The organism is Amycolatopsis cihanbeyliensis, from assembly GCF_006715045.1.
Lineage (GTDB): Bacteria > Actinomycetota > Actinomycetes > Mycobacteriales > Pseudonocardiaceae > Amycolatopsis > Amycolatopsis cihanbeyliensis.
In genome coordinates, this window is sequence record NZ_VFML01000001.1 from 4,856,447 (window position 1) to 4,879,329 (window position 22,883).

A 22,883-nucleotide genomic window follows, 5' to 3' on the forward strand; every position below is an offset into this window, starting at 1 on the left:
ACTCACCCGGACGACGCTGCGACGCAGTGATGGGCAGCCCGGCTACCGGGGCACGAGTTCCAGACGTAGTAGGCGGTGCTTACCGCCTGACCGCCGATCATGTCCGAATCTTCCTCGATCGACTCGACCGCTTTCTCGTGGCATCGATCCGCAAATCTTTTCCGCACTTGCCATACTAAATCGTCTTTATCCTCCAGCATGACGCTTCGGTAGATGTGAATGACTTGCCCTCCGCGAACGGGTTGCGACGCTGCCGCGATGTACGGCAAGTCGTTCACCAGTTCTTCGTGCACACCTGTCTCCCCCTTAACCCCTTAAACGTCTGGCAGCTTCTTCGGTCGCCGCAGCCACACGTTGCTCCTGTCGGTGATCTTCGTGTGCTCGTTGATGCGCACGATCAGATCGCCGTCGCGTTCCTCTCGGGGAACGTAGGCGAACCCCCCATACTTGATGCCCGGCATCGGCGGGTTGTTCGGATCGAATTCCACCACCACGTTGTGCTCATCAAGCCTTTTATAGAAGCCGAGCAGCGCCTTTAGCTTGTGCTCGGACATGTCCTTCCCGCCTGTTGCCACGTACTCCATGTGGTCAGCCAATCGATGATAGACGGAGTTGCGGCTGAATTTTTCTTGAATCCTCGGAAATGGAAAGTTCTCCCTTGCCTCCTCCCGTGGCTTCTTGTGCCGGTTCTCAATGCTCTTCTTGATCTGACTCACCCGAGCCTCGGTCAGCCCGGTCGCCTCGGCGATTTCTCGCTGGTTTAAGCCCTTCCTTTCCATCTCCAAGTACTCAGCGGGAGTCAGCCTCGGCTTAGGAGGCACGGCTCATCACACCCTTTTCAATGTTTACCTGTCCGAGTTGTGGGGCTTAAGCATACCTACTGTGACCCAAGACGCCTACACTTCGGTGACATCGAGGCGTGATGACCTGCTCCACCGCCGCCCTCGGGGGGTACCCCGAGCATCGGTGTGTCGAGCTGCCAGCTCGCTCACGTCGGGCACGGGTTCAACCTGAAGCCGTACCCTGCCGCCGAGGGGATCTCGCCTCGGCGGACGACGTGCCGCCAGGCGCCCAACCCGCGCCTGTCCCCGCTGAGCTGGTCAAGCCTTTCGTACTCACACTCCCTCCCCTGTACGGCGCAGCTTCGTGCGCCTCACCGATCATATCGAGGACATCGATAGACCGTTAGCTCATATGTTCGAGAGCAAGATCACAGTAGCTTGTGGGCTTTGTCGCGGTAGCGCGCACGCAGGTCATCGGGTTGTTCACGGTGCGCGCTGGGGAGTCGAACCCCACCCCGGAGTGGGAACCGTTGCGCGCTGTTCAAGCCTTCATCCGGCCGCGGTCAGCCGGTAGGCGTGGTTCCACCGTCTGTGACGGTCTCCACCGTCAGGTCGAACACCCTGTCGTAGTAGTCGTGCTCCCAGCCGTCTTGCCAGCGCACCAAGACCCTGGCCGTGCCGTTGTACTCGGTGCCCCGAGTCACGCGGAGGAAGGTCGCGGGCTCGCCGCGGAAACTGGTTACCTGGTCGCCGGCCCGGACCTCTCGGCCGGCTGCGTCGGTTACCCGGTATGTCCTGCTTGCCATATCTCGAACCTTTCGGCTTTGGGAGCTCGGGGGCACGGGCGCACCCGCACCCCCGAGCAGGAAGACGCCTTGTCGTCAGCTCTTGCTGCTGCGCCGTGCAGCGTCCGACTTGCGTCCCTTGGTCTTGGCCTGATTCGCCGACGTAGCCGTCGAGCCGTGCGGAGCGCCGGGACCGCCTGCGGGCTCCTCCGGAGAAGGGACAGCCTTCAACCGTCGCGTAGGAGTCTCGCTCGGCCCCTGCGACGACTGCTGCTCCGGGTCGGTGCCCGCGGTCTCGGCGCTGTCGTAGGCGTCGATGACATGCTGCGGGATGCGTCCCTTGTTTGAGACGGTCATACCCTGTTCCCGCGCCCAAGTCCGGATGCGCTGAAGCCTGTCGCGGTCAGCGTTGCCCCGCCCCGGCTGAGGCTTGGTGGCCTTACGGGTGTTGGTCCGGCGAGCCTTCGTGACGAACTCCGTCAGCATCTCTCGGAAGCGTTGCGCGTTATCGCCGGACAGGTCGATCTCGTAGGAGTTGCCATCCATACTGAAACTGATGGTCTCCTCGGCAACCGAGCCGTCCAAGTCGTCAACGAACTCCACAATGGTGCGGGTAGCCATAACTCTCTCCATTTCTTGTTCGGTTCATTGGGCCATGACACTGCCCAAACCTTTCGGCTTGGGCAGTCTCGCTGACACAACGAGCCTTGCCGGCTCGCTAGGCGACGGGGCTACACGCGCTGCCCGGCTTCTCCTAGTAGAAGCACGAACAGTCCGCGTTCATGCTGAATCGTCGCCTGGTAATAGCCTTCGCCGAAATCGCGCGAGATCCACTCGTCTTTCAACAACTGGTATGCGAGCGCGCCCCACCTTGTCGCGTTCTCCGCGATCTCCTGTGCGGTGATGTCCCGGTATCGCCTGATCTCTCTACCGCCGTGATCAGGAACGAACTCAAACCACACAATCGTTTCTCCTACCATACCTTTACCTTTCGTCTTTCCTGGCGGGCACCGAACAGCACGGCCTACCGCCGTGCTGAACGGAGCTAGCTAGGCGACGGTCACGGCCGGCCTCGCGCGTACCGTTCGCTTGTGCCGTGGGTCGCGCCGGATGTCGAGACCGGGCGGGACAGCAGGTCCCCGGCACGCGGTCGGCGTCGGGGACCTGCGGTCAGGCGGCTAGGGGTCGATGATCTCGCGGACTTTGGCGGTGGAGATCGTCTTCCGGGGTTTGGCGTCCAGCTCCTCACGCAGCTCGCGCAGCTGGGCGGCCTCATCGTGGTCGGCCTCGGCGCAGTCCTCCAGCACCTCGGCGATGAATGCCTCCGCCCAGTCCGCCAGCAGGCGGTGGCGGCCCAGATCGTCCACCACCCACGGCCCCAGGTGGTGGCGGTGCGCGAACCGCGTCAGGGCCTCTACGGGGTCACGCATCGCTGTCGTTGGGATGGTTGTGGTGGACGACCATCGTCCGGTACCACATGGCGGTTCTGTAGACGGCCGCTTCGTACGCGGTTCCGTACGCCTCTTGGAGTTCGTTACGAACTCGGTTGGTATCAACCACGCTTGCAGGGAGCATCCATCAAGCCTTTCCCCGGTTGATCTCAGTCGTCTGGCGGTCGTCGACCTTCGCACCGCCGATGTCGGCGCGCTCGCCAGCGTCCTTGCCCGAGGCGTACCCGGACGCGCTGTGGGCGTACCGCTTCCGCCCCTTCCGGACTCTCGGAAAGTAGGTTCGGAACTCGGCATCAACCCGCTTCGAGCGGCCCTGGACCACCAAGGCGGTACTCGATCCCGTCCGCTGTTCGTACTCTCCGCGCGCACGCTGCTCGGCGGCTTCGATCCGATCTACCACCGTGTTCGTGAACCCGATGAGCCAAGCCTTTCGGAAGCTCACCGTGCTCTCGTAGCGCGGAGGCGGGGTGGCGGCCAGCTCGCCGAACGCCTGCACCAACAGTGAGGTGTACAGCACCTCGACTCTTTCCAAGTCGGACTCGAAGCCAACCAGCACGCTGTGGGGCGGGTTACCTTTGGTGCGAATGCACTGCACCCCGAGGGCACGAGCGGTGCCGTACATCAAGACTCCTTTGTCGACCGTATAGGGCTTGGTGAGAGGGATGTCGCGCCGGATCGGCTTCTCGTCCTTGTGGGTGCGTGCTGACAGCATGGCCTCTTCGACCCCATGGGCGGCCATCAACTCGATCGCCTTGTTCCGATACGTCTCAGCGGCTTCTTTGTTGCCCTGCTCCGCGTAGGACTCGGCGTTGTCGAGCAACGCGCGGATGCGGGCCAGTTTGGCGTCGTTCATCTCAACCCTTTCTTTTGAGTGCCAACAAGAAACCCGCCATGCCTTTCGGAATGGCGGGCAAGTTGACGGCACTGAGCGGGTCAGGCTCCGAGTTCGATGTCGGAAAGGTCTCCGTTGCCGTTGGTGTCGCTGCCGCACACGTACTGACCGGGGCAGAGCGGCGTTTCCTGGCACATGAAGCCTTCCGGCTGTCCGTCAGGGATGCCGTAGGTGTCGCGCGTGTCCGGCGCGAGGGCCACGGCCAGCAAGCCGAACAGCGTCGAAACGATCAGCGCGGCGAAGATCAGCGTGGACCATGCCTTTCTCATGGCGTTCACTCCCCGTCCGCGATGGCGGAGAGCACCCGGACAACTTCGGCAATGCAGGCGTCCACATACTCGGTTTCGTAGGCTTCGACCAGCTCTATCTCTGCGAATGTGGCCGCGTCCGTGTCGTCGGTGTGCAGACCGGACGGGTAGTAGCCGCAGTCCTCGAACAGCTCGCCCGTGGTGTAGTCGTCGGCGTACTCGCCGGAGAAGGGCATACGCGGGCTGAACATGTCGTAGAACACGGGGTCGCCGTCGTCGTACAGGGCGAGCGCCGTGCGCGCGGCCTCGGTGCTGGCGGTCTGGTCGACCATCCACGCGGCCTGGGCCGTGCCGTGCTCCCGTCCGAGCTGGATGGCTCGGTCCCGGATCGCCGCGAAGGGGTCAACGATGGTTGTTGTCATAGCTTTCTCCCGGTCACAGTTCGTCGTCCGTTGGGGGAAAGCACTGGGCAGACGCCACGCCTGCCCAGCACTCACACACAACGGCTCATGCCTTTCGGGAACAATCACGACGCGGTGGCACGAGGACCGATTTCCAGGTCATACCGCGCCGTCCCCGTCCCATTCGCCGCCGGTGATCTTGAGAATGCACGTCCGCTCTGTCTTCGGACGTGCTATGGGCTTGGGGTTCCCGGCCCGGAAAGCGGCGAACCCGTTCGACAACGGGTCCTCCCAGTACCATCCGATCTTTTCTCCTTCGCGGTAGACGTAGCCATGCACCCAGTCGCCCGTTCCACGATCCAATGTGTAGTCCGCCGCAGTGTTTTCGCTCATGCCGAACCTGCTTTCAGAGTCGCGTATTGATGAGCGCGCGAACCTTGCGGCTCATGCCTTCTTCAGAATCGTCACGCCATGATCACGAAGAACCGCGTCGTGTTTCCCGTTGTCGGGCACGTAGCGATTCAGCTTCTCATCATCGATGTTTCGATCGGTCCAACACAGCATGTAGTTCTGTGAAGCCGTTCGTGGATCACTGCAAATCTTTATTGCGTCCGCACGGGATACGCGCCACAGGACTCGCCGATAATCGTGATTCGTGCCCCTGCTGACGATGAACACCACCACGTCATCGGCCAGTCCGAGCCTTACTCCCATACCTCTCCTTCCCATTGCAGGAAGACGCCAGGCAGGCCGGGAGCCTGCCTGGCACCTACACGCAACGGTCAGGCTTTGTGTCAGAGCGACAGAGGGTCGACGGCGGTAATGTCCGTGTAGAACTCGGCGGCTACCGAACGCGCGCCCCAACCCTTGTCCCGCTTTGTATGGACGCGCCGCCACTCAAGCGGGCTGTCCGGGGTGAGCCGGTAAAGGTGAACCTCTTCCGATCCATTCCATGCTACGGCCCGGTATGTGATGTCGGATTCCGTCCATTCCCAGCAACGGCCACCCGTGATATTTACGAACTTCATTCGCCATGCCTTTCTGTTGAGGGAAGGCACCAGGCAGGCCGTAGCCTGCCCAGCACCCAAGCGCAACAGCGGATCACCGGCAGTGAAAAACGAAGCCTTCGATCTCGATCATGTCGCCGGAAAGTTCCAGATCACGGGCGAACTTTTCGTAGTCGAAGTAGCTACGCGCGATCTCCGGCAGGTCAAGGCACTCGTCTACGTAGTCGTAGGCGTAGTCTTCAAGGCTCATCTCGCCGACGAACTGGTCAGTGAACGCGCTTTCGATGTCGTCGATGTCTTCTCCACTGGTCAGGTTCTCTGCGAAGACCGCGAAGGCTTTCCCGTGCTCTGCGATCAGCCGGGCGAGCGTGACCACTCGGTCAAGGCTCTCGAACTCGTGAACCTCGAAGCCTTGGAAGTTGTCGAAGTCGTGAATCGCGTACTCTTCGGCAACCTCGGCTTCCCTGTAGATGACTGCTAGGGAGTCGCCCAGCATGGCCGAAATCTTCTCTCGCACCTCATCAACGTCTGTCGTCTCGTCAATATCGATCCACACCCCGTGTAAGTGACCACAGTTGTAATCGGCCAGGGAAGCGGCGTAGATGCGCGGCAGGTCACTCATGTCTCACCTTTCGTCCGAATCTTTGCCCGTTAGAGCGACGCGAAAGGCAGACGGAATCCGGCTGCCTTTCACGCAATCCCAACGGTCAACGGGTCAGGGGTTGAAGATCCCCGTCCGGGGTGACCAGGTACTCGGGAAGATCAGGCCACCCGTTCCGGCGTGCCTGTATCTGCCAGGGACACTCACCGGCAGGCTTGAGCACACTTCCCCACGCCCGGAATACTTGGTAGGTCTCTTGTGCGTCTGCGTGCCGCTCGTGACGCAGGGTCTTCTCAGGGCCACCGTCGCCCCACGTGACATCCCACACTCGATATCTCCCTTTCTGTTGCCCGAGCCAAACCGCCCATTCCTTTGGAATGGGCGGCAGGCTCAACGCAACAGCTCAGGCGTCAGTCAGCGTGAGCTGGTTAGGGTCGACCCATGGCTTACGCCACTCGGAAATGATGTGGTCCGCGATAGCCTGAACGGCTTCGTCATGCCTTCCATTGACAACGGAAGTCGCAGTTTCGCAGTTCCACTCGTTATCCTCGAACGAGTAGTACAGTTCCCGGATCTCATCCTCGGAGAACTGAAAATCGTCAAGATGGTATTCGTCGCAGCCCAGCAGTTCGGCCAGCTCGCTACGAACGTCCCACCCAAGAAACTGGTCCCAAGCCTCTTCAGCAAGCTCGTTGACATACTCCGAATGCGCTTCGTCGGAGATCAACGGATAGTCGGTGAGCCCGTCCATCGTGTCGGCCAACATTTCGAGCATGGCAAGACCATTGTCAATGTCGTCAATGTCAGGCAGCTCTCCGAGCTGGACCCACGCCGACCCCGAACCGTGAACGCCGTTGGTGGACGTTGACACCCACCCGAATTCCCCGTCAAAGCTCTTGACGTTGGCAGCATCGACACACGAACCGCCATAGTCGCAGTATTCCGCAAGCGTGAGCGTGACAGGGCCGTAGCCGTCCGTTTCTTCACCGTCCGACACGATCAGCGCGTACAGATGCTCGTCTTCGATCCGGTCCGCGTACCGCGAGTAGCCCCGTTCGTCGTGAGCGATTGAGGTCAAGTGGTTGTCGATCAGCCGTTTCCAAACGTTGACCGCCCGAAGGTAGTGATCGGGCGAGTAGACGTGCTGGAGTCGGATGCTCGAAGTCATGGCTTCCCCAATCTCATTTCTCTAAACTGCTTATGACTCTAAATTGGCGACCGAACAATTGAGGCGTAGGTACGCTTTCGCGTACCTCACCTAAACGATTCGCTCGCTAGCTGCTTGCAGATGTTCTGTGAAGCATCCGGAAAATCGATCAGCTACCACATACGCTCGACAGGTGTGGACAATCGCCAATCCTCTGGAAGCAATTCGGCCAATGGAGTGGGACCATTCGACAGCATACGAACCATTTGCTCATGATCCAAATACATGAATTCAACTTGGCCCCATCCGAGCGAGCTGTCATATGTGCGAAATGCGTAGTAGCTCCATCCTGGACAGCGCCATGCGTAAATCTTTGTACCCATGATTGTTTCGGACTTAACGTGTTCCACTTTTCTCCTTTAGTGTCGCGCGACGGATGACTTAAGTTTGCTGCAAAAAGGGTGCCTGTGATCGGAATCGAACCGATCGCGCGATGCCACCATGACAGGCTAGCTTCGTTATCCCTAGGGGCACGTTGCGGGTAAAGACTGCGGGCTGCTGCGGCCATCCGTATTTTCCAGCACCACAACGGTAATCCGTGGGCCGTTGCGTCCCGCTCCGTGCACGTATTTCCAGTGCTAGGGCACTTTGATTGTCAAGTTCCGGTGTCTCCGCTCCGTCCCGCCCGTTCGGCCGGTCCGTTCTGCGCTGACAGGAACAAAGTTAAGCCCTACGGCTCGTATGTGTCAAGCTTAAGACCTACATCTGTGGTGCCAGTCACACCATGGTTCTGTTTTGCCTGGTCAGAGCGTCGCGTCGGAGCGACGGCGACCGCTCCGGGTACGCGGTTAGCCGTTGTGACACCTACGGAAGAGGTGACGGACGCACCGGCCGGAGTGGGGGAACCTACGGAGGGGGCTAGCTGAGCGGCGTATGCCGCTAGTGCGCGCTAGGCACGCGTAGATAGCTCCGTACTGGGCGCACTCTCCACGTGCGCCGTATCGGGTCGAGTAGCCGCCTACGGCGGCTATGTGCACTCCCTAGACATCTGCGTAGCCGACCGTGCCAAACGGTCGGCAAGAGAAGGTCTTTCTAGTGCCCTGGAATACCAGCAACCGCAAAGAGCGGTTGCCTACCAACTGGGCCGAAGTACGGCTAACCATCCTGCGTAGAGATCACTACCGGTGCCAGATAGGCGACGAAAGGTGTCTCGGTAGAGCTACGGACGTTGACCACATTCGGCCCGGTGACGATCACCGGCCGGTCAACCTACGTGCTGTGTGTGCGCGTTGCCACGCGCGTAAGTCCGCCCGGGAGGGCAACGCCCGTAGGGCACAGCTACGGGCTAGGTACGTGCGTCCCGCTGGTCGGCACCCTGGCACGCGCTAGGGCAGGACACGCTAGGCGCGCTGCTGTGCTGCGCGTGCGGGGGAGTGGCTAGCGCGCTGCGCGCAGGCTGCGCTGCGTGCGCTGCGCTGCCGCTTTTCGGGTATTTCGCTTTGCTTGGCACTGCGTTTTGCGTTATTATGTCGGTTGACATTTCGAATATTATTTTTGTCCCCCAGGGGAGGTGTCCCCGCGGGGGACCCATAGATCGCGGCGTAATGCGGCCCCGAGGCCATGTACGGGTTTTCAGGCCGTTGGTAGCCTCCGCCAGCATGGCAACTCGTCCGCGAAGGCTCAGCCCGAACCGCCGCCGAACTTATCGTGACCGCCTTGGCCTGCACCGGCCACGCGGGGTCCGGCGGCGAGATCGCCACACTGCCCGAACTTACCAACGGCGAGAAGGTATCGTTCTCGGCTTCATAGTCATCAGCATGGCGGTCGTGTGGGGTGTTCGTCTGAACTCCCCGCTCTACTCCTTCAGTCTCGCGATAATCACCGCTCCAATGGCGATCGTCTATTCAACGTCGAGAGTCGTGGCCCGCTTTCGCGTGCTGCTCTCGTCGGTCAGACCTCAGTTTATCCTGCTGGCGAAGAAGGCGGTTAGCGTCGCAACTATCGGCTTCGTTGTGGTGGTCTTCAAAGCTGAGTACGCAGCAGAAAGTTTCAAGTCGGACAACGCGATGCTTCTTGCGCTCGCGACCGCCGCTGGTGTGGGGGCGTGGCTGCCCGCCATCGAGGCCCATCACCTCGTCAAGTGTCGCCTGCATCGATACGAGTACAGCGCCAGACCACAACTACAGCGTAAGCGAAAGGGGGTCGCGACGTGGGCACTCGTGGCCCGGTTCCGAAGCGCTCTGACCAGCGTGTTCGGCGTAATAGGGACGAGGCGCCGGTCGAGACGGTGACCGCGATCGGCGACGTGGAGGTTCCGCCGCTCGGCTTGGACGATCCGCATCCGCTGATCAGTGATTTCTATGCGAGCTTGGCTGAGTCGGCCCAGGCCCGGTTCTACGAGCCAAGCGACTGGCAGTTCGCGCGCTTCACGCTGCACTTCGCTGACCAGCTCGTGAAGAGTCGCCGGCCGTCCTCGCAGATGCTCGCCGCGGTGAACTCGGCGTTGACAGACCTGTTGGTCTCCGAGGGTGCCCGTCGTCGGGTCCGCCTGGAGGTCGAGCGGGAGCAGGCTAAGGGCGAGCTGATCGATATCGCCGCGATGTTCCGGGAAAGGATGGCTGAGTAGATGGCTGACCACCGTCGCTTCTATCTTCAGCGCGACGTGGATGTTTCCGGTATCAGCGGTGCAGGTCGGGTTGCCGATGGGGTGCTTTGGCCGGACGGTAGCGCATCGCTGCGCTGGCGCGGTGCGCGTCCGTCCGCGGTGCATTGGGATCGGTTTGAGGATGCCGAGGCGATTCACGGTCACGGTGGGGCTACGCGGGTCGTGTGGCTCGATGACGGGGACCTTGCCTGCGACGGCGGGCTGATGGTTCGCTGACTGCGAGGCCCAGCCGGGTCGAGCGCGTCTCCTCCCCCCGGCGCCAGCTCCCCGGTTGGCCTCGTCACCAAGGGGTGTAGCTCAGGTAGGTAGAGCAGCGGTCTCCAAAACCGTGTGTCGCAGGTTCGAGTCCTGCCACCCCTGCCGTCCGGCCGCCGCCAGGCGCTCAGCGCTGGCGCGGTTGGTCTCAGCCGTCCCGGCGTCGGAGTGCCAACTCGTTTGGGTAGGCCCGTTCGATCGCGTCGAGAACGGCCTGTGCGTTGTCGCGGATGGTCTCCAGGGCGTCATAGGCGTCGTGCAGTTGATCTCCTACCGGCTGCCGCCAGGTCCGACGAAGGTACGCCGCCGCTGAGGAGACGCGCTCCGCATCGTCCGACCAGCCTGCCTGGTGTGGGTCGAGCGCGATTTTCATGACGTGGCGATCCAGCTCGGAAGCTTCGTCGCCCGGCTTGAGCGGCCATTCGTCGTCGGGCGTTTGCGACATGACCGGAGCGTACTCGCAGGCACTAGCTCAATGGGTAGAGCGCCCGCTTTGGGTGCGGGGGGTTCGGGGTTCGAGTCCCTGGTGCTTGACCAATCGCAGTAACGCACTTGGGGGTGATCGAGGGTGCGGAGTACGACGGTCCGACCCTCGGACCTCCTTCCGGCTCCGAGCCACATGGTTGGGCCGACGTGGCGGCGCTATCGCTCGGGCGGTTGGTACCTGCCGGAGCGGACGCTGGGGTGGGGCGTCATCAACTGGATGGCCGCGTTCCTGTGCCAGCCGGGCGGACCTGACGCGGGAAAGCCGTTCCTGCCGACGCTCGAACAAGCCCGCTTCATCGCCTGGTGGTACGCGGTGGACGAGCGTGGCCGGTTCGCCTACCGGGCCGGGATTCTCCGCAGGCTCAAGGGCTGGGGCAAAGACCCGCTCGTGGCCGCGCTCAGCCTCGCCGAGCTGTGTGGGCCGGTGGCGTTCTCGCATTGGGACGAGGACGAGAATCCGGTCGGGAAGCCGCAGCATTCGGCCTGGATTCAGATCGCCGCCGTTAGCCAGGACCAGACGAGAACGACCTTCACCTTGTTCCCCGCGATGGCCTCGCAGAGGCTTCGTGAGGAGTACGGCGTCGAGCTGAACAAGACGATCATCTACACCAAGGCCGGCGGGATGATCGAAGGCGTTACTTCGTCGCCGCTGGCGCTCGAAGGTAAGCGCCCGACCTTCGTCGTGCTCAACGAGACGCAATGGTGGGCCCAGTCCAACGACGGCCACTCGATGTTCAACGTCGTCGAGGGCAACGTCACGAAGTCGGCTTTCGGCTCGTCGCGCTATCTCGCGATCTGCAACGCTCACGTGCCCGGCCAGGACTCGATCGGTGAGCGGCTGCACGACAACTATCACGCCGTTGTTGCGGGCCAGGCGGTCGACACCGGCATTCTGTATGACGCGCTGGAGGCGCCGGCCGATACTCCGGTCTCCGAGATTCCGCACCCGGAGGACGATCCTGACGGCTACGCCGAGGGGATTAAGGCGCTGAAGGCCGGGCTCGATGTGGCGCGGGGTGACGCTCGCTGGCTGGACCTGGACACGATCGTGGCGTCCATTTTGGATGTGAGCAATCCGGTTAGCGAGAGCCGGAGGAAGTTTCTTAATCAGGTCAACGCGGCCGAGGATTCGTGGATCGCTCCTTTCGAGTGGGATCGGCTCCAGGCCGATGTGGCGCTTCAGCCCGGCGAGCGGATCACGCTCGGGTTCGACGGGTCCAAGGGCAGCGATCACACAGCGCTGGTCGCTTGCCGGGTGGAGGACGCGGCGCTGTTCCCGATCAAGGTGTGGAACCCGGAGCAGTACGGCGGGGAGGTTCCGCGTGAGGACGTGGACGCCACGGTGCGGTGGGTCTTTTCCCGGTACAAGGTAGCCGCGTTCCGGGCGGACGTGAAGGAGTTCGAGGCGTACGTCGATGCGTGGTCGCGGTCGTTCGGCCGCAAGCTCGCGGTCAAGGCGACACCCGGCAACCCGGTGGCGTTCGACATGCGCGGCCACAAGAAGGCGTTCGCGCTGGACTGTGAACGGTTCCTCGATGCTGTGATCGAGGGCGGGCTGACCCACGACGGCAACAAGCTGTTGCGTCAGCACGTGCTCAACGCCCGCCGGCACCCGACCACCTACGACGCGATCGCTATCCGCAAGGCGAGCAAGGACTCTAGCCGCAAGATTGATGCCGCGGTCTGCGCTGTTCTCGCCTTCGGCGCGAGGCAGGAGTTCTTGATGAGCAAGCGCGGCAAGAGCCGGAAGGTGGTGATCCTCCGGTAATGGCTGCGAGTACCTATGTAGACCAGGTACAAGCGCTGTCCGATGTCCTGGCCGACCAGGACCGACCGCTGCGTGTCTCGGAGTCCTACTACGAGGCCACGCACCGATTGGAAGCAGTGGGTCTGGCGACCCCGCCCGAGATGCGGCGGGTCTTCACGGCCGCGATCGGGTGGCCGAGAACCTACATCGACGCCATCGAAGAGCGATTGGATGTCGAGGGATTCGCGCTGGCTGGCAGCTCGAAGAACATCGATCGCCTGTGGGACTGGTGGCAGGTCAACAACCTCGATGAGGCGTCCTCGCTGGCGCATGGTGATGCCCTGATCTACGGCCGCTCCTACGTCACGGTCGCGGGACCGGACACGGCGGCCGGGGACGACCCGGACGTGCCGCTCATCCGTGTGGAGTCGCCGCGCCATCTCTACGCCGAGGAAGACCCGCGGACCGGCGCAGTGACACGCGCGGCCCGGCTTTACCTCGGCGAGGATGAGGGCTTCCCGGTGGCGGCGACGCTGATGCTGCCGGATCGCACAGCGTACTTGGTGCGCGATGAGGGCGGCCGGTGGCGGGTGAATGGCAGAGTCATTTATCACCAGCTCGGGCAGGTTCCGGTCGTGCCGATCATTAATCGGGAGCGGCTGTTCGATCGCCACGGGCATTCGGAGATCACACCCGAGATCCGATCGATGACCGACGCGGCGACGCGGATCATGATGAACATGCAGGCCACGGCTGAGCTGATGGCCGTCCCGCAGCGGTTGATCTTCGGTGCCGAACAGGGCGAGCTGAGCGAGAACGCCTTCGACGCCTACCTGGCACGGATCTTGGCGTTCGAGAACGAGACCGGCAAGGCGTTCCAGTTCAGCGCGGCGGAGCTGCGGAACTTCACCGACGCCTTGCAGGAGATCGCCAAGCACATCGCCTCCTACACCGGCCTGCCGCCGCAGTACCTCAGCTTCAACAGTGACAACCCGGCCTCGGCTGAGGCCATCCGGAGCGCGGAGTCGAGATTGGTGAAGAAGGCGGAGCGCAAGCAACGCATGTTCGGCGGTGCGTGGGAGCGCGTGATGCGGTTGGCGCTGAAGGTCATGGATCGGGAGGTGCCGAAGCGGTACTTCCGGTTGGAGACGAAGTGGCGCGACGCCGCGACGCCGACGTTCGCCTCGAAGGCGGACGCGGTGAGCAAGCTCTACAACAACGGCAACGGCATCATCCCGCTCAAGCGCGCCCGGCAGGACATGGGCTACACCGCCGAGGAAATCAAGGAGATGGAGCAGCAGGACGAAGCCGACCCGATCAACCGGCTGTCCGCGCTTGTCGGTGCTCCGGCCGCCGGGGTGCCCAGTCAGGCTGGGTCGCCACCTGATGACCGTGACGAGGGTGGCCGGGCGGCATGACCTACGAGCAGTACGTGACCGCCCAGCGGGCCGTCGTCGCCGCGTTGGTGTCGGTCTTGTTGGTCTTGCTCGCGGCGTTCCAGTTCACGGGTCTCGGGCGGCGGGGGTGGCTGTCGCTGCTGGCCGCGCTTTACCCGCATGTCGAGCAGGCCAGGCGGCAGTCCGCTGAGTTGGCGAGGCTGTTCTACGACGCCGAGCGTCGCCGCCACGTCGGCACCGATGACCATCCGATCTACCTGGCCGGCTACGAGCCCGCATGGTTCGAGGAAGCGATGCGGCCCGAGCGTGCACGCCTGTCGCGTACCGACACCACGGACGGCGACATTGCTCGGGCCGTGTCACGGGCGGTCAAGGAGGTCGAGAACGGCGGACGGCGGACGCTGCTGCGCGCGGTCGAGTCCGATCCCCAGGTGAAGGGGTGGGCTCGGGTCGCAGGGGGCAACGAGAGCTGCGCCTTCTGCACCATGCTCATCTCGCGCGGCCCGGTCTACCTGGAGGCCGAAACGGCCGGCCTGGATGCCGACGATGTGTCCGCGGTGGAGCTGTGGCGACAGATCGAGCACGCACAGACACCGCAGCAACGTGCGCGGGCCGAGGCCGCGATGGACGAGTTGATGACCCGCTGGCATCCCAACTGTGACTGCAAGGTGGTGCCGGTCTTCAACCGCAGCGATTGGCCGGGACGGGATGCGTACCGGCAGGCCGAGCGCCTGTGGAAGGACACGACGAAGGGCTTGACGGGCCGGGATGCCCTGAACGCGCTTCGCCGTGCCCTCCACGGCCAGAGCGGGGACCCGGCCGACGACATCGCCGCGTAGTCCCCGTCCTAGTTCATTCATGTAGCGCCCCTGGTGGGCGTTTTTTGTTGCGCTGGAGGCGTATTCATGTCCGATGAGACGGGTGAAACCGTCGAGAACGACACCCCGAACGGCAGCGGTGCCGACGACGTGCCGCAGTGGGTGCGGGACAAGCTGAACAAGGCCAATGAGGAGGCGGCGAAGTACCGCGTCCGTGCGAAGGAAGCGACGGAGAAGGCGCGCGAGGAAGCTACGCAGCAGTTCTCCGCGGAAGTCGCGAAACTGTCCGACGAAAAGGCTGCCCTGTCTGCCGAGTTGGGGCAGAAGTCGCTGGAACTTGCGAAGGTCCGCACCGCGATCGACAAGGGTGTTCCTGGCGAACACATCATGCGGTTCGCGGGGCTGCTCCAGGGCGAGGACGAGGAAGCCCTGAAGGCGTACGCCGACGAAATTTGGCCCATGTTCCGGTTTGACCCGCCCCCGGACGACCCGATCGATCCGTCGCAGGGTCAGGGCGCTGCACCGGATTCCGGGGACACGTTCTTTGTGTCGTTCGCCTTCGATGACTAATCCACACAAAAGGATGTTTCATTAATGGCTTTTGAGAATGAGGCCGCTCCGAACACGGCTGAGCGGCATCAGGGGCGGCTTGCCTACATCGATGACAAGTTCCTGCCTCGCAATGTGTTGCCGCCGCTGTGGGAGAAGGCCCAGGAGTCGTCTTTGGTGATGCGGCTGGGCCAGCGCATCCCGGTCTCCTACGGCGAAAGCGTGCTCCCGCTCAGCGCGGTGGAGCCCGAGGTCGGTCAGGTCGGTGTCGGTACCCGTCCGCAGGACCGGGAGGGGCACCAGAAGCCCGTGACCGGTGTGGCGTGGGACAGCACGACCTTCAGCCCGATCAAGCTCGCGGGCATCATCACGGTGTCCGAGGAGTTCGCCACGGTGGACCCGCGTGGGCTCAACAGCCAGCTTCGCGGCAAGCTCGCCTCCGCGATCGGCCGCGGGTTGGACCTGGCCGTGTTCCACGGCCGGCGCCCGGACAACGGGGACGCGCTTCAGGGCATCGACGCCAACTCCTACGTCAACGCCACCACCAAGCGTGTCTACCTGGACGCCGACACCGCGACCTCGGTCAAGGACGACATGATCGCGGGCTGGGAGCTGGTGACCACCGCCGAGCACGATGTCAACGGCTGGGCCATCGACAAGCTGTTCCAGCCGAAGATCCTCGGCGCGACCGACAAGGACGGCAAGAACGTCTTCGGTGGCGAGGTCGACCTGTCCGGCGCGGCCCGGTCGCTGCTGGGCCTGCCCGTGGAGTACGGCAAGGCCGTCTCCGGCAAGCTCGGCGCCGCCGCACGCACGAACGTGCGCCTGTTCGGTGGCGACTGGACGCGCGTGCTGTACGGGTTCGCCGACCGGGTACGGATCAAGCGCAGTACCGAGGCGGTCATCACCGACGCTGCCGGGAACACCATCAACCTGTGGCAGACCAACCAGGTCGCGCTGATGGTGGAGGTCACGGTCGGCTGGAAGGTCGATCCGGAAGCGTTCTTCGCGCTGGAGACCGGCACTCCGCCGGCACCGTGACCGCGTTCCGCGAGGGAGGCACCACACGAGGGGTGCCTTCCTCTTTCCATCTCTGGAGGCATGTGTGCCGCTTGTACTTCTCCGCTCCCCGCTCGGCACGGTCGTCTCGTGTGACCGAGCCGTGGCGGATGAGCTGATGCGATCGGGCTGGAGGGAAGCCGATGCCGTTGGCGACGGTGACCGACGTACAGAGTCGTCTCGGTCGGACCCTCAGCCCCGAGGAACAGGACCAGGCCGCGGTACTGCTCGGCGACGCCGAGGTACGGCTGAAAGCCCGGATACCGGATCTGCTTGACCAGGTAGCAAGCGGTTCCCTCGATGAGGCCGTGGTCGTCCAGGTCGAAGCCAACATGGTGGCCCGCGTCCTGCGGAACCCGGACGGGTATGTCGCGGAGACGGACGGCAACTACTCCTACCAGAAGGCCCAGGACGCGACAGCGGGCCGGTTGATGGTGCTCGATGACGAGTGGTCCTTGCTCGGCCTCCGTCGCGGCATGGTCGTCCTCACTCCCCGGCTGGAACTGCCGGTGCGTGCCGGTCCGGACTGGTGGTGGGAGTGGTGAGCCTGCTCGACACCGGCGTTGAGGACGTGACGGTCTATCCCGAAGAGGTGACCCAAGACCGAGACGGCAACACCATCACCCGCCCGTCTGCCACGGGAATTCCTGCGAAGGCGACCATCCAGCTCAAGGCCCAGTCCGGTACGTCGTCGCGACGTGCCGAACAAGACAACGAGGGATTCGAGACCGAGACCGTTTACCGGCTCCGGTTCCCGCGTTCGTTCCCTCACGTGTTGGGCGCTCAGGCCCGCATCGAATGGCGCGGGGAGTACTGGGCCGTCATCGGCGACGCTCAGCGATTCAACGGAAGCCATAAGACCCGGCACATCGACTACACCATCAGACGGTCCTAATGGCTCGTGTGTACCAGCGCAGGGCGCGTGTGGAGACGGCACATCTCGACGGCGTAGTAGCCGCTGTACGGGAGCAGGCGCAGAAGGTCGGTCGCAACGCGGAGATCCGCCTCACGGCGCACCGCGACGAGGGGCACGCGGAGATCACCGTCACCTACGGGCAGGTCGACTCCTTCGTGAACTTGGACGATTTGGCCGCGCTGTCCATTGAGTTCGGCCACGTGCACAACGTCACCGGCCGCTACGTGGCGGGGCTGTACATCATCACGGGCGCCGCCAACCTGATCTAGGAGGGACGTTCCCGTGGTGGATCGCAGAATGCCACGGGTCCAGGAAGTGCTGTTGCCGGTGCTTCGCGCGGCGCTGCCGGAGGTCGCTGTCACGACGTGGGTTCCGGATGTGGACTACCGGAGGTATCCACTGCTGAACCTTCGGCGACTCGGCGGGTTGCCGGTGGACGTGCGCCGGCTCGATCTCGCCGTGATCGAGATGACGGCGTTCACCCGCGATGGGCTCGTGGCGACCGAAGACCTCTATCTCGATGCGCGCCAGGTCATCTGGGACATGGTTGCCAACCAGACCGTCACTGCTTACGGCTACCTGCATAGCTATTTCGAGACGATGGGGCCGACGCAGTTCGATTCGACATTCGATGACTCCTGGCGCGTTCAAGGGCTGATCCAGCTCGGAATTCGGCCCCCGAAGCAACTGTAGGAGGACGCCTACATGGCGCTCAATGACGATGCTGTTCTCACGGCGGCGCGGGGTCATATTTTCACGGCACCGGAAGGGACCGACCCGCCCGCCCCGGCTGACATTTCAGCGTTCGATCCCGTTGCCGGGTTCGACGGATGGAACGATATCGGCCACACCAGTCGCGGAACTCTTCCCGAGTTCGGGTTCGACGGCGGGGATACGGAAACGCGGGGGACGTGGCAGAACCAGGCCCTGAAAACGGTTGTCACCGATCCCGCGGTGGATTACGTGACCTTCGTCGTGCATCAGTTTGATGATGAGGGACTGGGCCTGTATTACGGTGTCGCCAACGGTTCCACCACGCCCGGTGTGTTCCGGGTGAAGAGCGGGTCCACCAAGCCCGTGCGGCGTGCGCTGCTGATTGTCGTCGTCGACGGCGACACGAAAATTGGGTTCTACGCGCCCAAGTGCGACATTCGTCGCGACGACGCGATTTCGCTCGCCGTGGACGAGTTCGGTGGGATGCCGCTACGCGCCACCTTCCTGACGTACGTGCACACCACGGACGGTGAGATCACGTTCGACTGGATCAGCGAGGACACGGGCATCAACCCTGCCCCGGCTGGCTGAGACCGCACACGTGCGACCGGAATCGCGAAACACCCCCTTTGGACTTCTTCAGGATGGAAAGGCTGTCTTCGGTGTCCAACACCTATTCTCTGGAAACGCTCAAGGCGGACCTGGATCAGGAGTTCGCTCCGCTCCGGCTCACCGTCGATGGAGAGGAACTGGTCTTGCAGAACCTTCTCCGGATCGGGGAGAAGGATCGTGCGGCGGTCATGGCTGCGCTGAAGGAGGTTGAGGCCACCAACGCTGGCGAGGATGAGAACAGGAGCCTCGAAGAGGTCGAGACGCTGACCTCCGCGCTGGAGCTGATTCTCCGCACGGTCACCGCGAAGGGTAAGGGCGACAAGCTGGTCGCCTCGTTCGAGGGTGACCTCATGCTGGCCATGAAGGTGCTCGATCTGTGGGCGGAGGCGACGCAGCCGGGGGAAGCGCAGAACTCGCCCGCCTGATCGATAGAGCGGGCGAGTGTCTTCTCGCGGACTTCCAGCGCTACTACCAACTCGACCTGCGCGACCTCCTTCGCGCTGGCTCCGGGCTGTCTCCACGCCGCGCGCTTGCGCTCGTGCGTCAGCTTCCGCCGGAGTCCGCCACGGTCGCCGCGCTCCGCGGCGGTGCCGAGTTCCGAGGGTGGGGGCCTGACCGCTACCTGCTAGCACGGCTGATCGACGCCGTGAAGGAGAACACCCACGTGTTCATCGCGGCCAACTCGAAGCACAAGCCCAAGCCCCCCGAACCCGTCGAGCGGCCCGACTTCGCTGCCGGGAGGAAACGACGCGGCAACTCCTTCACCGCGATGGCGGGCTCCCGGATCGCCGCCGTACGTCGCAAGAGGAACAAGGATGGCTAGTTCGCCTGGTGGGAAAGAAGTCGGCCGCATCAGCGTCCGCGTGGTTCCGGACAGCAGTCACCTGCCGAAGGAACTCAAGGTTCAACTCGAACGCATCGAGCGGCAGCTTCAGGTCACGGTCGGCGTCAAGTTCGACACCAAGCAGGCCCGTGCGGCAGCCGCGCGCCTGCGCTCGTCCTTGGAACAGATCTCGTTCAAGGACATCAACGTGAGCTTGCGGCCGACCGAAACGCTGCTGGGCACCATGGCGGTCTACCTGCACCGGATGCACGAGGCCAGCCAGCGGATGATGGCGAACCTTCGCCAGGTCTCCCGCTCGGTGGTCGATATCACCAAGCGCGCCTTCAATTTGCGGGCGCACTGGCGGGGTATCAGCAAGGCCATTGGCACCGTTCCGAAGCGCATTCGGGCTATCCGCGCCCGCGGCCTGTACGAGAACTTCCTGCGGACCGGAGACGCCGTACACCGGCTCGGCAAGCGAGCCACATCCACGGTGCGCCTCCTCGCGCGTCTCGGTGCGGGTGCCGTCTCCGGCGTCAGCAAGGCGTTCTCCGGCCTGTCCAACGCAGCCAGCAACGCGGTGTCCCGTCTCGGGCAGATCAGCCGCCGAGGATGGCTGGTCGTCGCGGTGTTCGCGGCTGCCGCCCCCGCGATCGGGCTCGTGTCCTCCCTGCTGGCCGGCCTGCCGTCCCTCGCGGCGGTGGCGGGCGGAGCCATCGCGGCCATCGCGCTCGGCTTCGACGGCATCAAGCAGGCCGCCTCCCAGCTCTCCCCGCTGGTGGACCGGCTCAAGAGCAGCCTGTCTGACACGTTCGCACAGGGGCTCGGCCCGGTCTTCGCGCAGCTCGCCGCCGTGTTCCCGGTCCTGGAGAAGGGCCTGACCAACGTCGCCAACGGGCTCGTTCCGATGGCGCAGGCGTTCACCGAGGTCGTCACCTCGGCACAGGGCATGGAACAGATCCAGTCCATTCTGGATAACACGGGTCGGTTCCTCCGGGCGCTGTCGCCGATGATCCGGGACGCCACGTCAGCGTTCCTCACGCTGGCCGACGCGGGCTCGAAGTCCTTCGGGCTGCTCGCCGACGTGCTCAACGACTTCGCCGCGGACTTCCGCGCGATGGTCGAACGGGTCACCGCGGACGGATCGTTCGAGCGCGCGATGCAAGGGTTGGCCCAGGTTACAGCCGCGTTCCTGGACATGTTCACCCGCCTGATGGAGGCGGGTATCCGGGTGATGGGCGATCTCGGCGGACCGCTGTCGACGCTGATCACCGGATTCACCGACGCGCTGGTGTCGCTGATGCCGGTTCTCGGGTCGTTGTCCGGGCTGCTCGCAACCGTGCTCGGCGAAGCGCTGTCGGCGCTGGCTCCGGCCTTCGAGGCGCTGGCTCCGTCGATCGGGCTCCTGGCCAGCCAGCTCGGAGAGCTGCTGGTCGGCGCGATTCAGGCGTTGACCCCGGTTCTGGTTCCGCTGGCGCAGATTATCGGCGATGTGCTGACGATGGCGCTGCGGGCCATCCAGCCGATTCTTCCGCCGCTGATCGAGTTTTTGAAGCAGCTCGGGCAGGCCGTGGGCACGGCATTGGTCGAAGCGTTCACGGCGCTGACGCCGTTCCTGGAACTGGTGGCGCAGTTCCTCACCGACGTCCTGACGGCCCTGACGCCGTTGCTGCCGCCGCTCGCGACGCTGGCGACGACGATCCTTCAGGGTTTGCTGGACATCCTGACCCCGTTGATCCCGCCGCTGATGCAGCTCGCCGAGCTGATCTTCCCGATCCTGGTGAAGGTCATCGAGGCCCTGGTGCCCGTGGTCGAGTCGATCGTGGAAGCGCTCAATGAGTTTCTTCCCATCGTGTTCGACATTGTGGGGGCCATCGCGGAAGCGATGATCCCGGTCTTTGAATCGATCCTCTCTGTTGTCGAGAAGGTCTGGCCGGACATTCAACAGATCATCGAGGGCGCGATGAAGGTGATTCAGGGAATCATCGATGTCGTCATGGGAATCATCTCCGGTGACTGGTCGCGGGCGTGGGATGGTGTCAAGAAGATCCTGTCGGGGGCATGGAAAACCATCAAGGCGGCGGTTCGTGCCGGGATCAAGCTCGTCATCGGGTTCTTCACCGACCTGCCCGGCGGCATTCTCCGCACCCTTGGGGACCTCGGGAAGCTCCTGTGGGACGTGGGGGTCTCGATCCTGGAAGGGTTACTCGAAGGGCTCAAGGCGGCCTGGGACAAGGTATCGGGCTGGGTTTCCGACGTGGGCGGCTGGATCGCCGACCTCAAGGGTCCGTTGCCGTATGACCGCCGGCTGCTCACCCCCGCGGGCAAAGCCATCATGCAAGGTCTGCACGACGGCCTCCAAGACAGCTTCGCGACGGTGGAGACGACGGTGCGAGGCATGGCCGATCGACTGGCGAGGGCGTTCGACGGCGACGACATCGGCACCCGGTGGGCTCGCAGCGTCGAAGACGGCACACCCGCCGCCGTCCGTGCGGTTGACGATCTGATGACCGCGGCGACCCGCACCGCCAACGTGGAATGGCAGGGCCACCTCGAATCCGGGGACTTCGGGTCCATCGAGGACCGCATCACCGAGGCGCTGTCCCACTGGGGAGTCGAGATCGACCCCAACGGCCTCGCGAAATTGGTCAACAAAGCAAACCTGCGGAGGGCACGACGAGGATGAGCGACGCGACCTGGTACCTCGGACCAGTGGGTGATCTGCGTCCGCTCACCTGCCCGGAGCCCCAGATCGAGACCACCGAGGTGCGCTATGGCGGTACCCACCAGGGGTTGAGCGGTGCGCGGACGATGGACGTGACCGGGCACGCTCACGAGTTCACGTTCACCTGGACGTACCTGGAACAGGCCGAGTGGCAGTGGCTGAAGGCCCTGCACACTCGGCACATACCGGGGCCGGTGCGTCTGATCAACCCGATGCTGCACAACCGGCTCTCGACACGGGCTACCACGCTCCGCATCGGGACGGGGATGGACACCGGAGTCCGCCACAGCGGCGGCATCCTGTCCCGTGTAGCCGACTGGCCGAGTTGGGCCGGTCCGGGGTACGAGTCGGCGGAGTGGACCGGATGGGGCTCGGCGTTCCAGTACATCCGGTTTGACGAGCGCTACAAGACCCCGGTCTTCGCCGAGGAAACCCTGACCGGCTCCATCTATGCCCGCTCGGACACGACGCAGCGGGTACACATTCTGTTCGACGTGTTCGACCGGCAGCTCCAGCGGGTCGGCAGCACGCCCTACTACGAGTTCGAGGCCACCCCGGAGTGGGGGCGGCATTGGTTCACCCGGACCGTTCCGCCCGGCTGCGCGGCCGTCCAGCTTGCCCTGCTGCCTGCGGAGGACTACCAGGTGCCGCTGCGGCTGGCGGCACCACAGATCGCCGCGACGGACGAGATCACCGACTGGGACTTGGGTGGTGCCGCTACCACGGTGCACCTCGACCAGCTCTCGACCTCATCCCCGCGGTTCCCCCTCACCGACTGCTCGATGACATTGCTGGAGGCATAG

Annotated in this window: 31 protein-coding genes, 2 tRNA genes and 1 pseudogene; 20 read left to right on the forward strand and 14 right to left on the reverse strand. The window is 63.7% G+C overall.

The window, feature by feature from the left end:
- Positions 1–2: 2 nt before the first annotated feature.
- The 13 genes and pseudogenes from FB471_RS22140 to FB471_RS22200 all read right to left on the reverse strand — a co-directional run bounded on the left by FB471_RS22140 (position 3) and on the right by FB471_RS22200 (position 7,335).
- Positions 3–293, reverse strand: coding sequence for a hypothetical protein (locus tag FB471_RS22140; RefSeq protein WP_142000316.1), 291 nt, complete (start codon positions 291–293; stop codon positions 3–5).
- A gap of 21 nt (positions 294–314) precedes the next feature.
- The gene (locus FB471_RS22145; protein WP_142000317.1) at positions 315–821 is read right to left on the reverse strand and encodes a helix-turn-helix transcriptional regulator; all 507 of its coding nucleotides are present in this window, start codon (positions 819–821) and stop codon (positions 315–317) included.
- Between the two features lie 524 nt (positions 822–1,345).
- Positions 1,346–1,588 (reverse strand): hypothetical protein, encoded by a 243-nt coding sequence (locus FB471_RS22150; protein WP_142000318.1) that lies wholly within the window; start codon positions 1,586–1,588, stop codon positions 1,346–1,348.
- A 285-nt stretch (positions 1,589–1,873) separates the two neighbouring features.
- Positions 1,874–2,188: pseudogene (locus tag FB471_RS35255) on the reverse strand (histone-like nucleoid-structuring protein Lsr2); the annotation flags it as partial.
- Between the two features lie 110 nt (positions 2,189–2,298).
- On the reverse strand, positions 2,299–2,547 hold the full coding sequence (locus FB471_RS22160) for a hypothetical protein (protein WP_142000320.1): 249 nt from the start codon (positions 2,545–2,547) through the stop codon (positions 2,299–2,301).
- A gap of 198 nt (positions 2,548–2,745) precedes the next feature.
- The gene (locus tag FB471_RS22165) at positions 2,746–2,997 is read right to left on the reverse strand and encodes an exonuclease V subunit gamma (protein ID WP_142000321.1); all 252 of its coding nucleotides are present in this window, start codon (positions 2,995–2,997) and stop codon (positions 2,746–2,748) included.
- 148 nt (positions 2,998–3,145) lie between these two features.
- Positions 3,146–3,871 carry a DUF2786 domain-containing protein gene (locus FB471_RS22170; protein ID WP_142000322.1) on the reverse strand — a complete coding sequence of 242 codons (726 nt, stop codon included), beginning with the start codon at positions 3,869–3,871 and terminating at the stop codon, positions 3,146–3,148.
- An 80-nt stretch (positions 3,872–3,951) separates the two neighbouring features.
- On the reverse strand, positions 3,952–4,179 hold the full coding sequence (locus tag FB471_RS22175; RefSeq protein ID WP_142000323.1) for a hypothetical protein: 228 nt from the start codon (positions 4,177–4,179) through the stop codon (positions 3,952–3,954).
- A gap of 5 nt (positions 4,180–4,184) precedes the next feature.
- Positions 4,185–4,580: a hypothetical protein gene (locus tag FB471_RS22180; RefSeq protein WP_142000324.1), complete on the reverse strand. Its 396-nt coding sequence runs from the start codon at positions 4,578–4,580 to the stop codon at positions 4,185–4,187.
- Between the two features lie 138 nt (positions 4,581–4,718).
- Positions 4,719–4,952 carry a hypothetical protein gene (locus FB471_RS22185; protein ID WP_142000325.1) on the reverse strand — a complete coding sequence of 78 codons (234 nt, stop codon included), beginning with the start codon at positions 4,950–4,952 and terminating at the stop codon, positions 4,719–4,721.
- A gap of 51 nt (positions 4,953–5,003) precedes the next feature.
- Entirely contained in the window at positions 5,004–5,273 is a 270-nt protein-coding gene (locus tag FB471_RS22190; protein ID WP_142000326.1) for a hypothetical protein, read from the reverse strand.
- Positions 5,274–5,660: 387 nt separating this feature from the next.
- Positions 5,661–6,188, reverse strand: a complete 528-nt coding sequence (locus FB471_RS22195) for an antirestriction protein ArdA (RefSeq protein WP_142000327.1) — start codon at positions 6,186–6,188, stop codon at positions 5,661–5,663.
- Positions 6,189–6,570: 382 nt separating this feature from the next.
- Positions 6,571–7,335, reverse strand: coding sequence for a hypothetical protein (locus tag FB471_RS22200; protein ID WP_142000328.1), 765 nt, complete (start codon positions 7,333–7,335; stop codon positions 6,571–6,573).
- 1,074 nt (positions 7,336–8,409) lie between these two features.
- Between FB471_RS22200 and FB471_RS35960 the strand changes: the two genes are divergently transcribed.
- The 5 genes from FB471_RS35960 (at position 8,410) to FB471_RS22220 (ending at position 10,339) form a co-directional block, all read left to right on the forward strand.
- Complete coding sequence (locus FB471_RS35960) at positions 8,410–8,703, forward strand: HNH endonuclease (protein ID WP_142000329.1); 294 nt, start codon at positions 8,410–8,412, stop codon at positions 8,701–8,703.
- Between the two features lie 428 nt (positions 8,704–9,131).
- Positions 9,132–9,605: a hypothetical protein gene (locus FB471_RS34205; protein WP_170220640.1), complete on the forward strand. Its 474-nt coding sequence runs from the start codon at positions 9,132–9,134 to the stop codon at positions 9,603–9,605.
- Complete coding sequence (locus FB471_RS22210) at positions 9,524–9,940, forward strand: phage terminase small subunit (protein WP_142000330.1); 417 nt, start codon at positions 9,524–9,526, stop codon at positions 9,938–9,940. Before FB471_RS34205 ends, FB471_RS22210 begins: the two co-directional genes overlap by 82 nt.
- On the forward strand, positions 9,941–10,195 hold the full coding sequence (locus FB471_RS22215) for a hypothetical protein (RefSeq protein WP_142000331.1): 255 nt from the start codon (positions 9,941–9,943) through the stop codon (positions 10,193–10,195).
- 70 nt (positions 10,196–10,265) lie between these two features.
- Positions 10,266–10,339 (forward strand) — tRNA-Trp (locus FB471_RS22220).
- 43 nt (positions 10,340–10,382) lie between these two features.
- Here FB471_RS22220 and FB471_RS22225 read toward each other — a convergent pair.
- Complete coding sequence (locus FB471_RS22225) at positions 10,383–10,679, reverse strand: hypothetical protein (protein WP_142000332.1); 297 nt, start codon at positions 10,677–10,679, stop codon at positions 10,383–10,385.
- Between the two features lie 16 nt (positions 10,680–10,695).
- Between FB471_RS22225 and FB471_RS22230 the strand changes: the two genes are divergently transcribed.
- The 15 genes from FB471_RS22230 to FB471_RS22300 all read left to right on the forward strand — a co-directional run bounded on the left by FB471_RS22230 (position 10,696) and on the right by FB471_RS22300 (position 22,883).
- Positions 10,696–10,771, forward strand: a tRNA-Pro gene (locus FB471_RS22230).
- Positions 10,772–10,937: 166 nt separating this feature from the next.
- On the forward strand, positions 10,938–12,488 hold the full coding sequence (locus FB471_RS22235) for a hypothetical protein (protein ID WP_211358096.1): 1,551 nt from the start codon (positions 10,938–10,940) through the stop codon (positions 12,486–12,488).
- Positions 12,488–13,885 (forward strand): phage portal protein, encoded by a 1,398-nt coding sequence (locus FB471_RS22240; RefSeq protein ID WP_142000334.1) that lies wholly within the window; start codon positions 12,488–12,490, stop codon positions 13,883–13,885. Before FB471_RS22235 ends, FB471_RS22240 begins: the two co-directional genes overlap by 1 nt.
- Positions 13,882–14,703, forward strand: a complete 822-nt coding sequence (locus tag FB471_RS22245) for a VG15 protein (protein WP_142000335.1) — start codon at positions 13,882–13,884, stop codon at positions 14,701–14,703. The genes FB471_RS22240 and FB471_RS22245 overlap by 4 nt, the downstream gene beginning before the upstream one ends.
- Positions 14,704–14,769: 66 nt before the next feature.
- Positions 14,770–15,252, forward strand: coding sequence for a hypothetical protein (locus tag FB471_RS22250; protein ID WP_142000336.1), 483 nt, complete (start codon positions 14,770–14,772; stop codon positions 15,250–15,252).
- A gap of 24 nt (positions 15,253–15,276) precedes the next feature.
- Positions 15,277–16,272, forward strand: coding sequence for a phage major capsid protein (locus FB471_RS22255; RefSeq protein WP_142000337.1), 996 nt, complete (start codon positions 15,277–15,279; stop codon positions 16,270–16,272).
- 161 nt (positions 16,273–16,433) lie between these two features.
- Positions 16,434–16,835 (forward strand): Gp19/Gp15/Gp42 family protein, encoded by a 402-nt coding sequence (locus FB471_RS22260; protein ID WP_142000338.1) that lies wholly within the window; start codon positions 16,434–16,436, stop codon positions 16,833–16,835.
- Positions 16,832–17,185, forward strand: coding sequence for a hypothetical protein (locus tag FB471_RS22265; protein WP_142000339.1), 354 nt, complete (start codon positions 16,832–16,834; stop codon positions 17,183–17,185). Before FB471_RS22260 ends, FB471_RS22265 begins: the two co-directional genes overlap by 4 nt.
- Entirely contained in the window at positions 17,185–17,475 is a 291-nt protein-coding gene (locus FB471_RS22270) for a DUF5403 family protein (protein ID WP_142000340.1), read from the forward strand. Before FB471_RS22265 ends, FB471_RS22270 begins: the two co-directional genes overlap by 1 nt.
- 13 nt (positions 17,476–17,488) lie before the next feature.
- Positions 17,489–17,899, forward strand: coding sequence for a hypothetical protein (locus FB471_RS22275; protein WP_211358097.1), 411 nt, complete (start codon positions 17,489–17,491; stop codon positions 17,897–17,899).
- A gap of 12 nt (positions 17,900–17,911) precedes the next feature.
- The gene (locus tag FB471_RS22280) at positions 17,912–18,511 is read left to right on the forward strand and encodes a phage tail tube protein (protein WP_142000342.1); all 600 of its coding nucleotides are present in this window, start codon (positions 17,912–17,914) and stop codon (positions 18,509–18,511) included.
- A 71-nt stretch (positions 18,512–18,582) separates the two neighbouring features.
- Positions 18,583–18,957: a phage tail assembly protein gene (locus FB471_RS22285; RefSeq protein WP_142000343.1), complete on the forward strand. Its 375-nt coding sequence runs from the start codon at positions 18,583–18,585 to the stop codon at positions 18,955–18,957.
- Positions 18,909–19,355, forward strand: coding sequence for a D site-binding protein (locus tag FB471_RS22290; RefSeq protein WP_142000344.1), 447 nt, complete (start codon positions 18,909–18,911; stop codon positions 19,353–19,355). The genes FB471_RS22285 and FB471_RS22290 overlap by 49 nt, the downstream gene beginning before the upstream one ends.
- Before the next feature lie 40 nt (positions 19,356–19,395).
- Entirely contained in the window at positions 19,396–22,041 is a 2,646-nt protein-coding gene (locus tag FB471_RS22295) for a phage tail protein (RefSeq protein WP_211358098.1), read from the forward strand.
- Positions 22,038–22,883: a hypothetical protein gene (locus FB471_RS22300; protein ID WP_142000346.1), complete on the forward strand. Its 846-nt coding sequence runs from the start codon at positions 22,038–22,040 to the stop codon at positions 22,881–22,883. The genes FB471_RS22295 and FB471_RS22300 overlap by 4 nt, the downstream gene beginning before the upstream one ends.

Bases quoted from the DNA above. Each gene is read 5' to 3' on its own strand.
- FB471_RS22150 (WP_142000318.1), bottom strand. From the start codon at position 1,588: ATGGCAAGCAGGACATACCGGGTAACCGACGCAGCCGGCCGAGAGGTC.
- FB471_RS22160 (WP_142000320.1), bottom strand. From the start codon at position 2,547: ATGGTAGGAGAAACGATTGTGTGGTTTGAGTTCGTTCCTGATCACGGC.
- FB471_RS22165 (WP_142000321.1), bottom strand. From the start codon at position 2,997: ATGCGTGACCCCGTAGAGGCCCTGACGCGGTTCGCGCACCGCCACCAC.
- FB471_RS22170 (WP_142000322.1), bottom strand. From the start codon at position 3,871: ATGAACGACGCCAAACTGGCCCGCATCCGCGCGTTGCTCGACAACGCC.
- FB471_RS22175 (WP_142000323.1), bottom strand. From the start codon at position 4,179: ATGAGAAAGGCATGGTCCACGCTGATCTTCGCCGCGCTGATCGTTTCG.
- FB471_RS22180 (WP_142000324.1), bottom strand. From the start codon at position 4,580: ATGACAACAACCATCGTTGACCCCTTCGCGGCGATCCGGGACCGAGCC.
- FB471_RS22185 (WP_142000325.1), bottom strand. From the start codon at position 4,952: ATGAGCGAAAACACTGCGGCGGACTACACATTGGATCGTGGAACGGGC.
- FB471_RS22190 (WP_142000326.1), bottom strand. From the start codon at position 5,273: ATGGGAGTAAGGCTCGGACTGGCCGATGACGTGGTGGTGTTCATCGTC.
- FB471_RS22195 (WP_142000327.1), bottom strand. From the start codon at position 6,188: ATGAGTGACCTGCCGCGCATCTACGCCGCTTCCCTGGCCGATTACAAC.
- FB471_RS22200 (WP_142000328.1), bottom strand. From the start codon at position 7,335: ATGACTTCGAGCATCCGACTCCAGCACGTCTACTCGCCCGATCACTAC.
- FB471_RS34205 (WP_170220640.1), top strand. From the start codon at position 9,132: ATGGCGGTCGTGTGGGGTGTTCGTCTGAACTCCCCGCTCTACTCCTTC.
- FB471_RS22215 (WP_142000331.1), top strand. From the start codon at position 9,941: ATGGCTGACCACCGTCGCTTCTATCTTCAGCGCGACGTGGATGTTTCC.
- FB471_RS22225 (WP_142000332.1), bottom strand. From the start codon at position 10,679: ATGTCGCAAACGCCCGACGACGAATGGCCGCTCAAGCCGGGCGACGAA.
- FB471_RS22235 (WP_211358096.1), top strand. From the start codon at position 10,938: ATGGCCGCGTTCCTGTGCCAGCCGGGCGGACCTGACGCGGGAAAGCCG.
- FB471_RS22240 (WP_142000334.1), top strand. From the start codon at position 12,488: ATGGCTGCGAGTACCTATGTAGACCAGGTACAAGCGCTGTCCGATGTC.
- FB471_RS22245 (WP_142000335.1), top strand. From the start codon at position 13,882: ATGACCTACGAGCAGTACGTGACCGCCCAGCGGGCCGTCGTCGCCGCG.
- FB471_RS22250 (WP_142000336.1), top strand. From the start codon at position 14,770: ATGTCCGATGAGACGGGTGAAACCGTCGAGAACGACACCCCGAACGGC.
- FB471_RS22255 (WP_142000337.1), top strand. From the start codon at position 15,277: ATGGCTTTTGAGAATGAGGCCGCTCCGAACACGGCTGAGCGGCATCAG.
- FB471_RS22260 (WP_142000338.1), top strand. From the start codon at position 16,434: ATGCCGTTGGCGACGGTGACCGACGTACAGAGTCGTCTCGGTCGGACC.
- FB471_RS22270 (WP_142000340.1), top strand. From the start codon at position 17,185: ATGGCTCGTGTGTACCAGCGCAGGGCGCGTGTGGAGACGGCACATCTC.
- FB471_RS22280 (WP_142000342.1), top strand. From the start codon at position 17,912: ATGGCGCTCAATGACGATGCTGTTCTCACGGCGGCGCGGGGTCATATT.
- FB471_RS22300 (WP_142000346.1), top strand. From the start codon at position 22,038: ATGAGCGACGCGACCTGGTACCTCGGACCAGTGGGTGATCTGCGTCCG.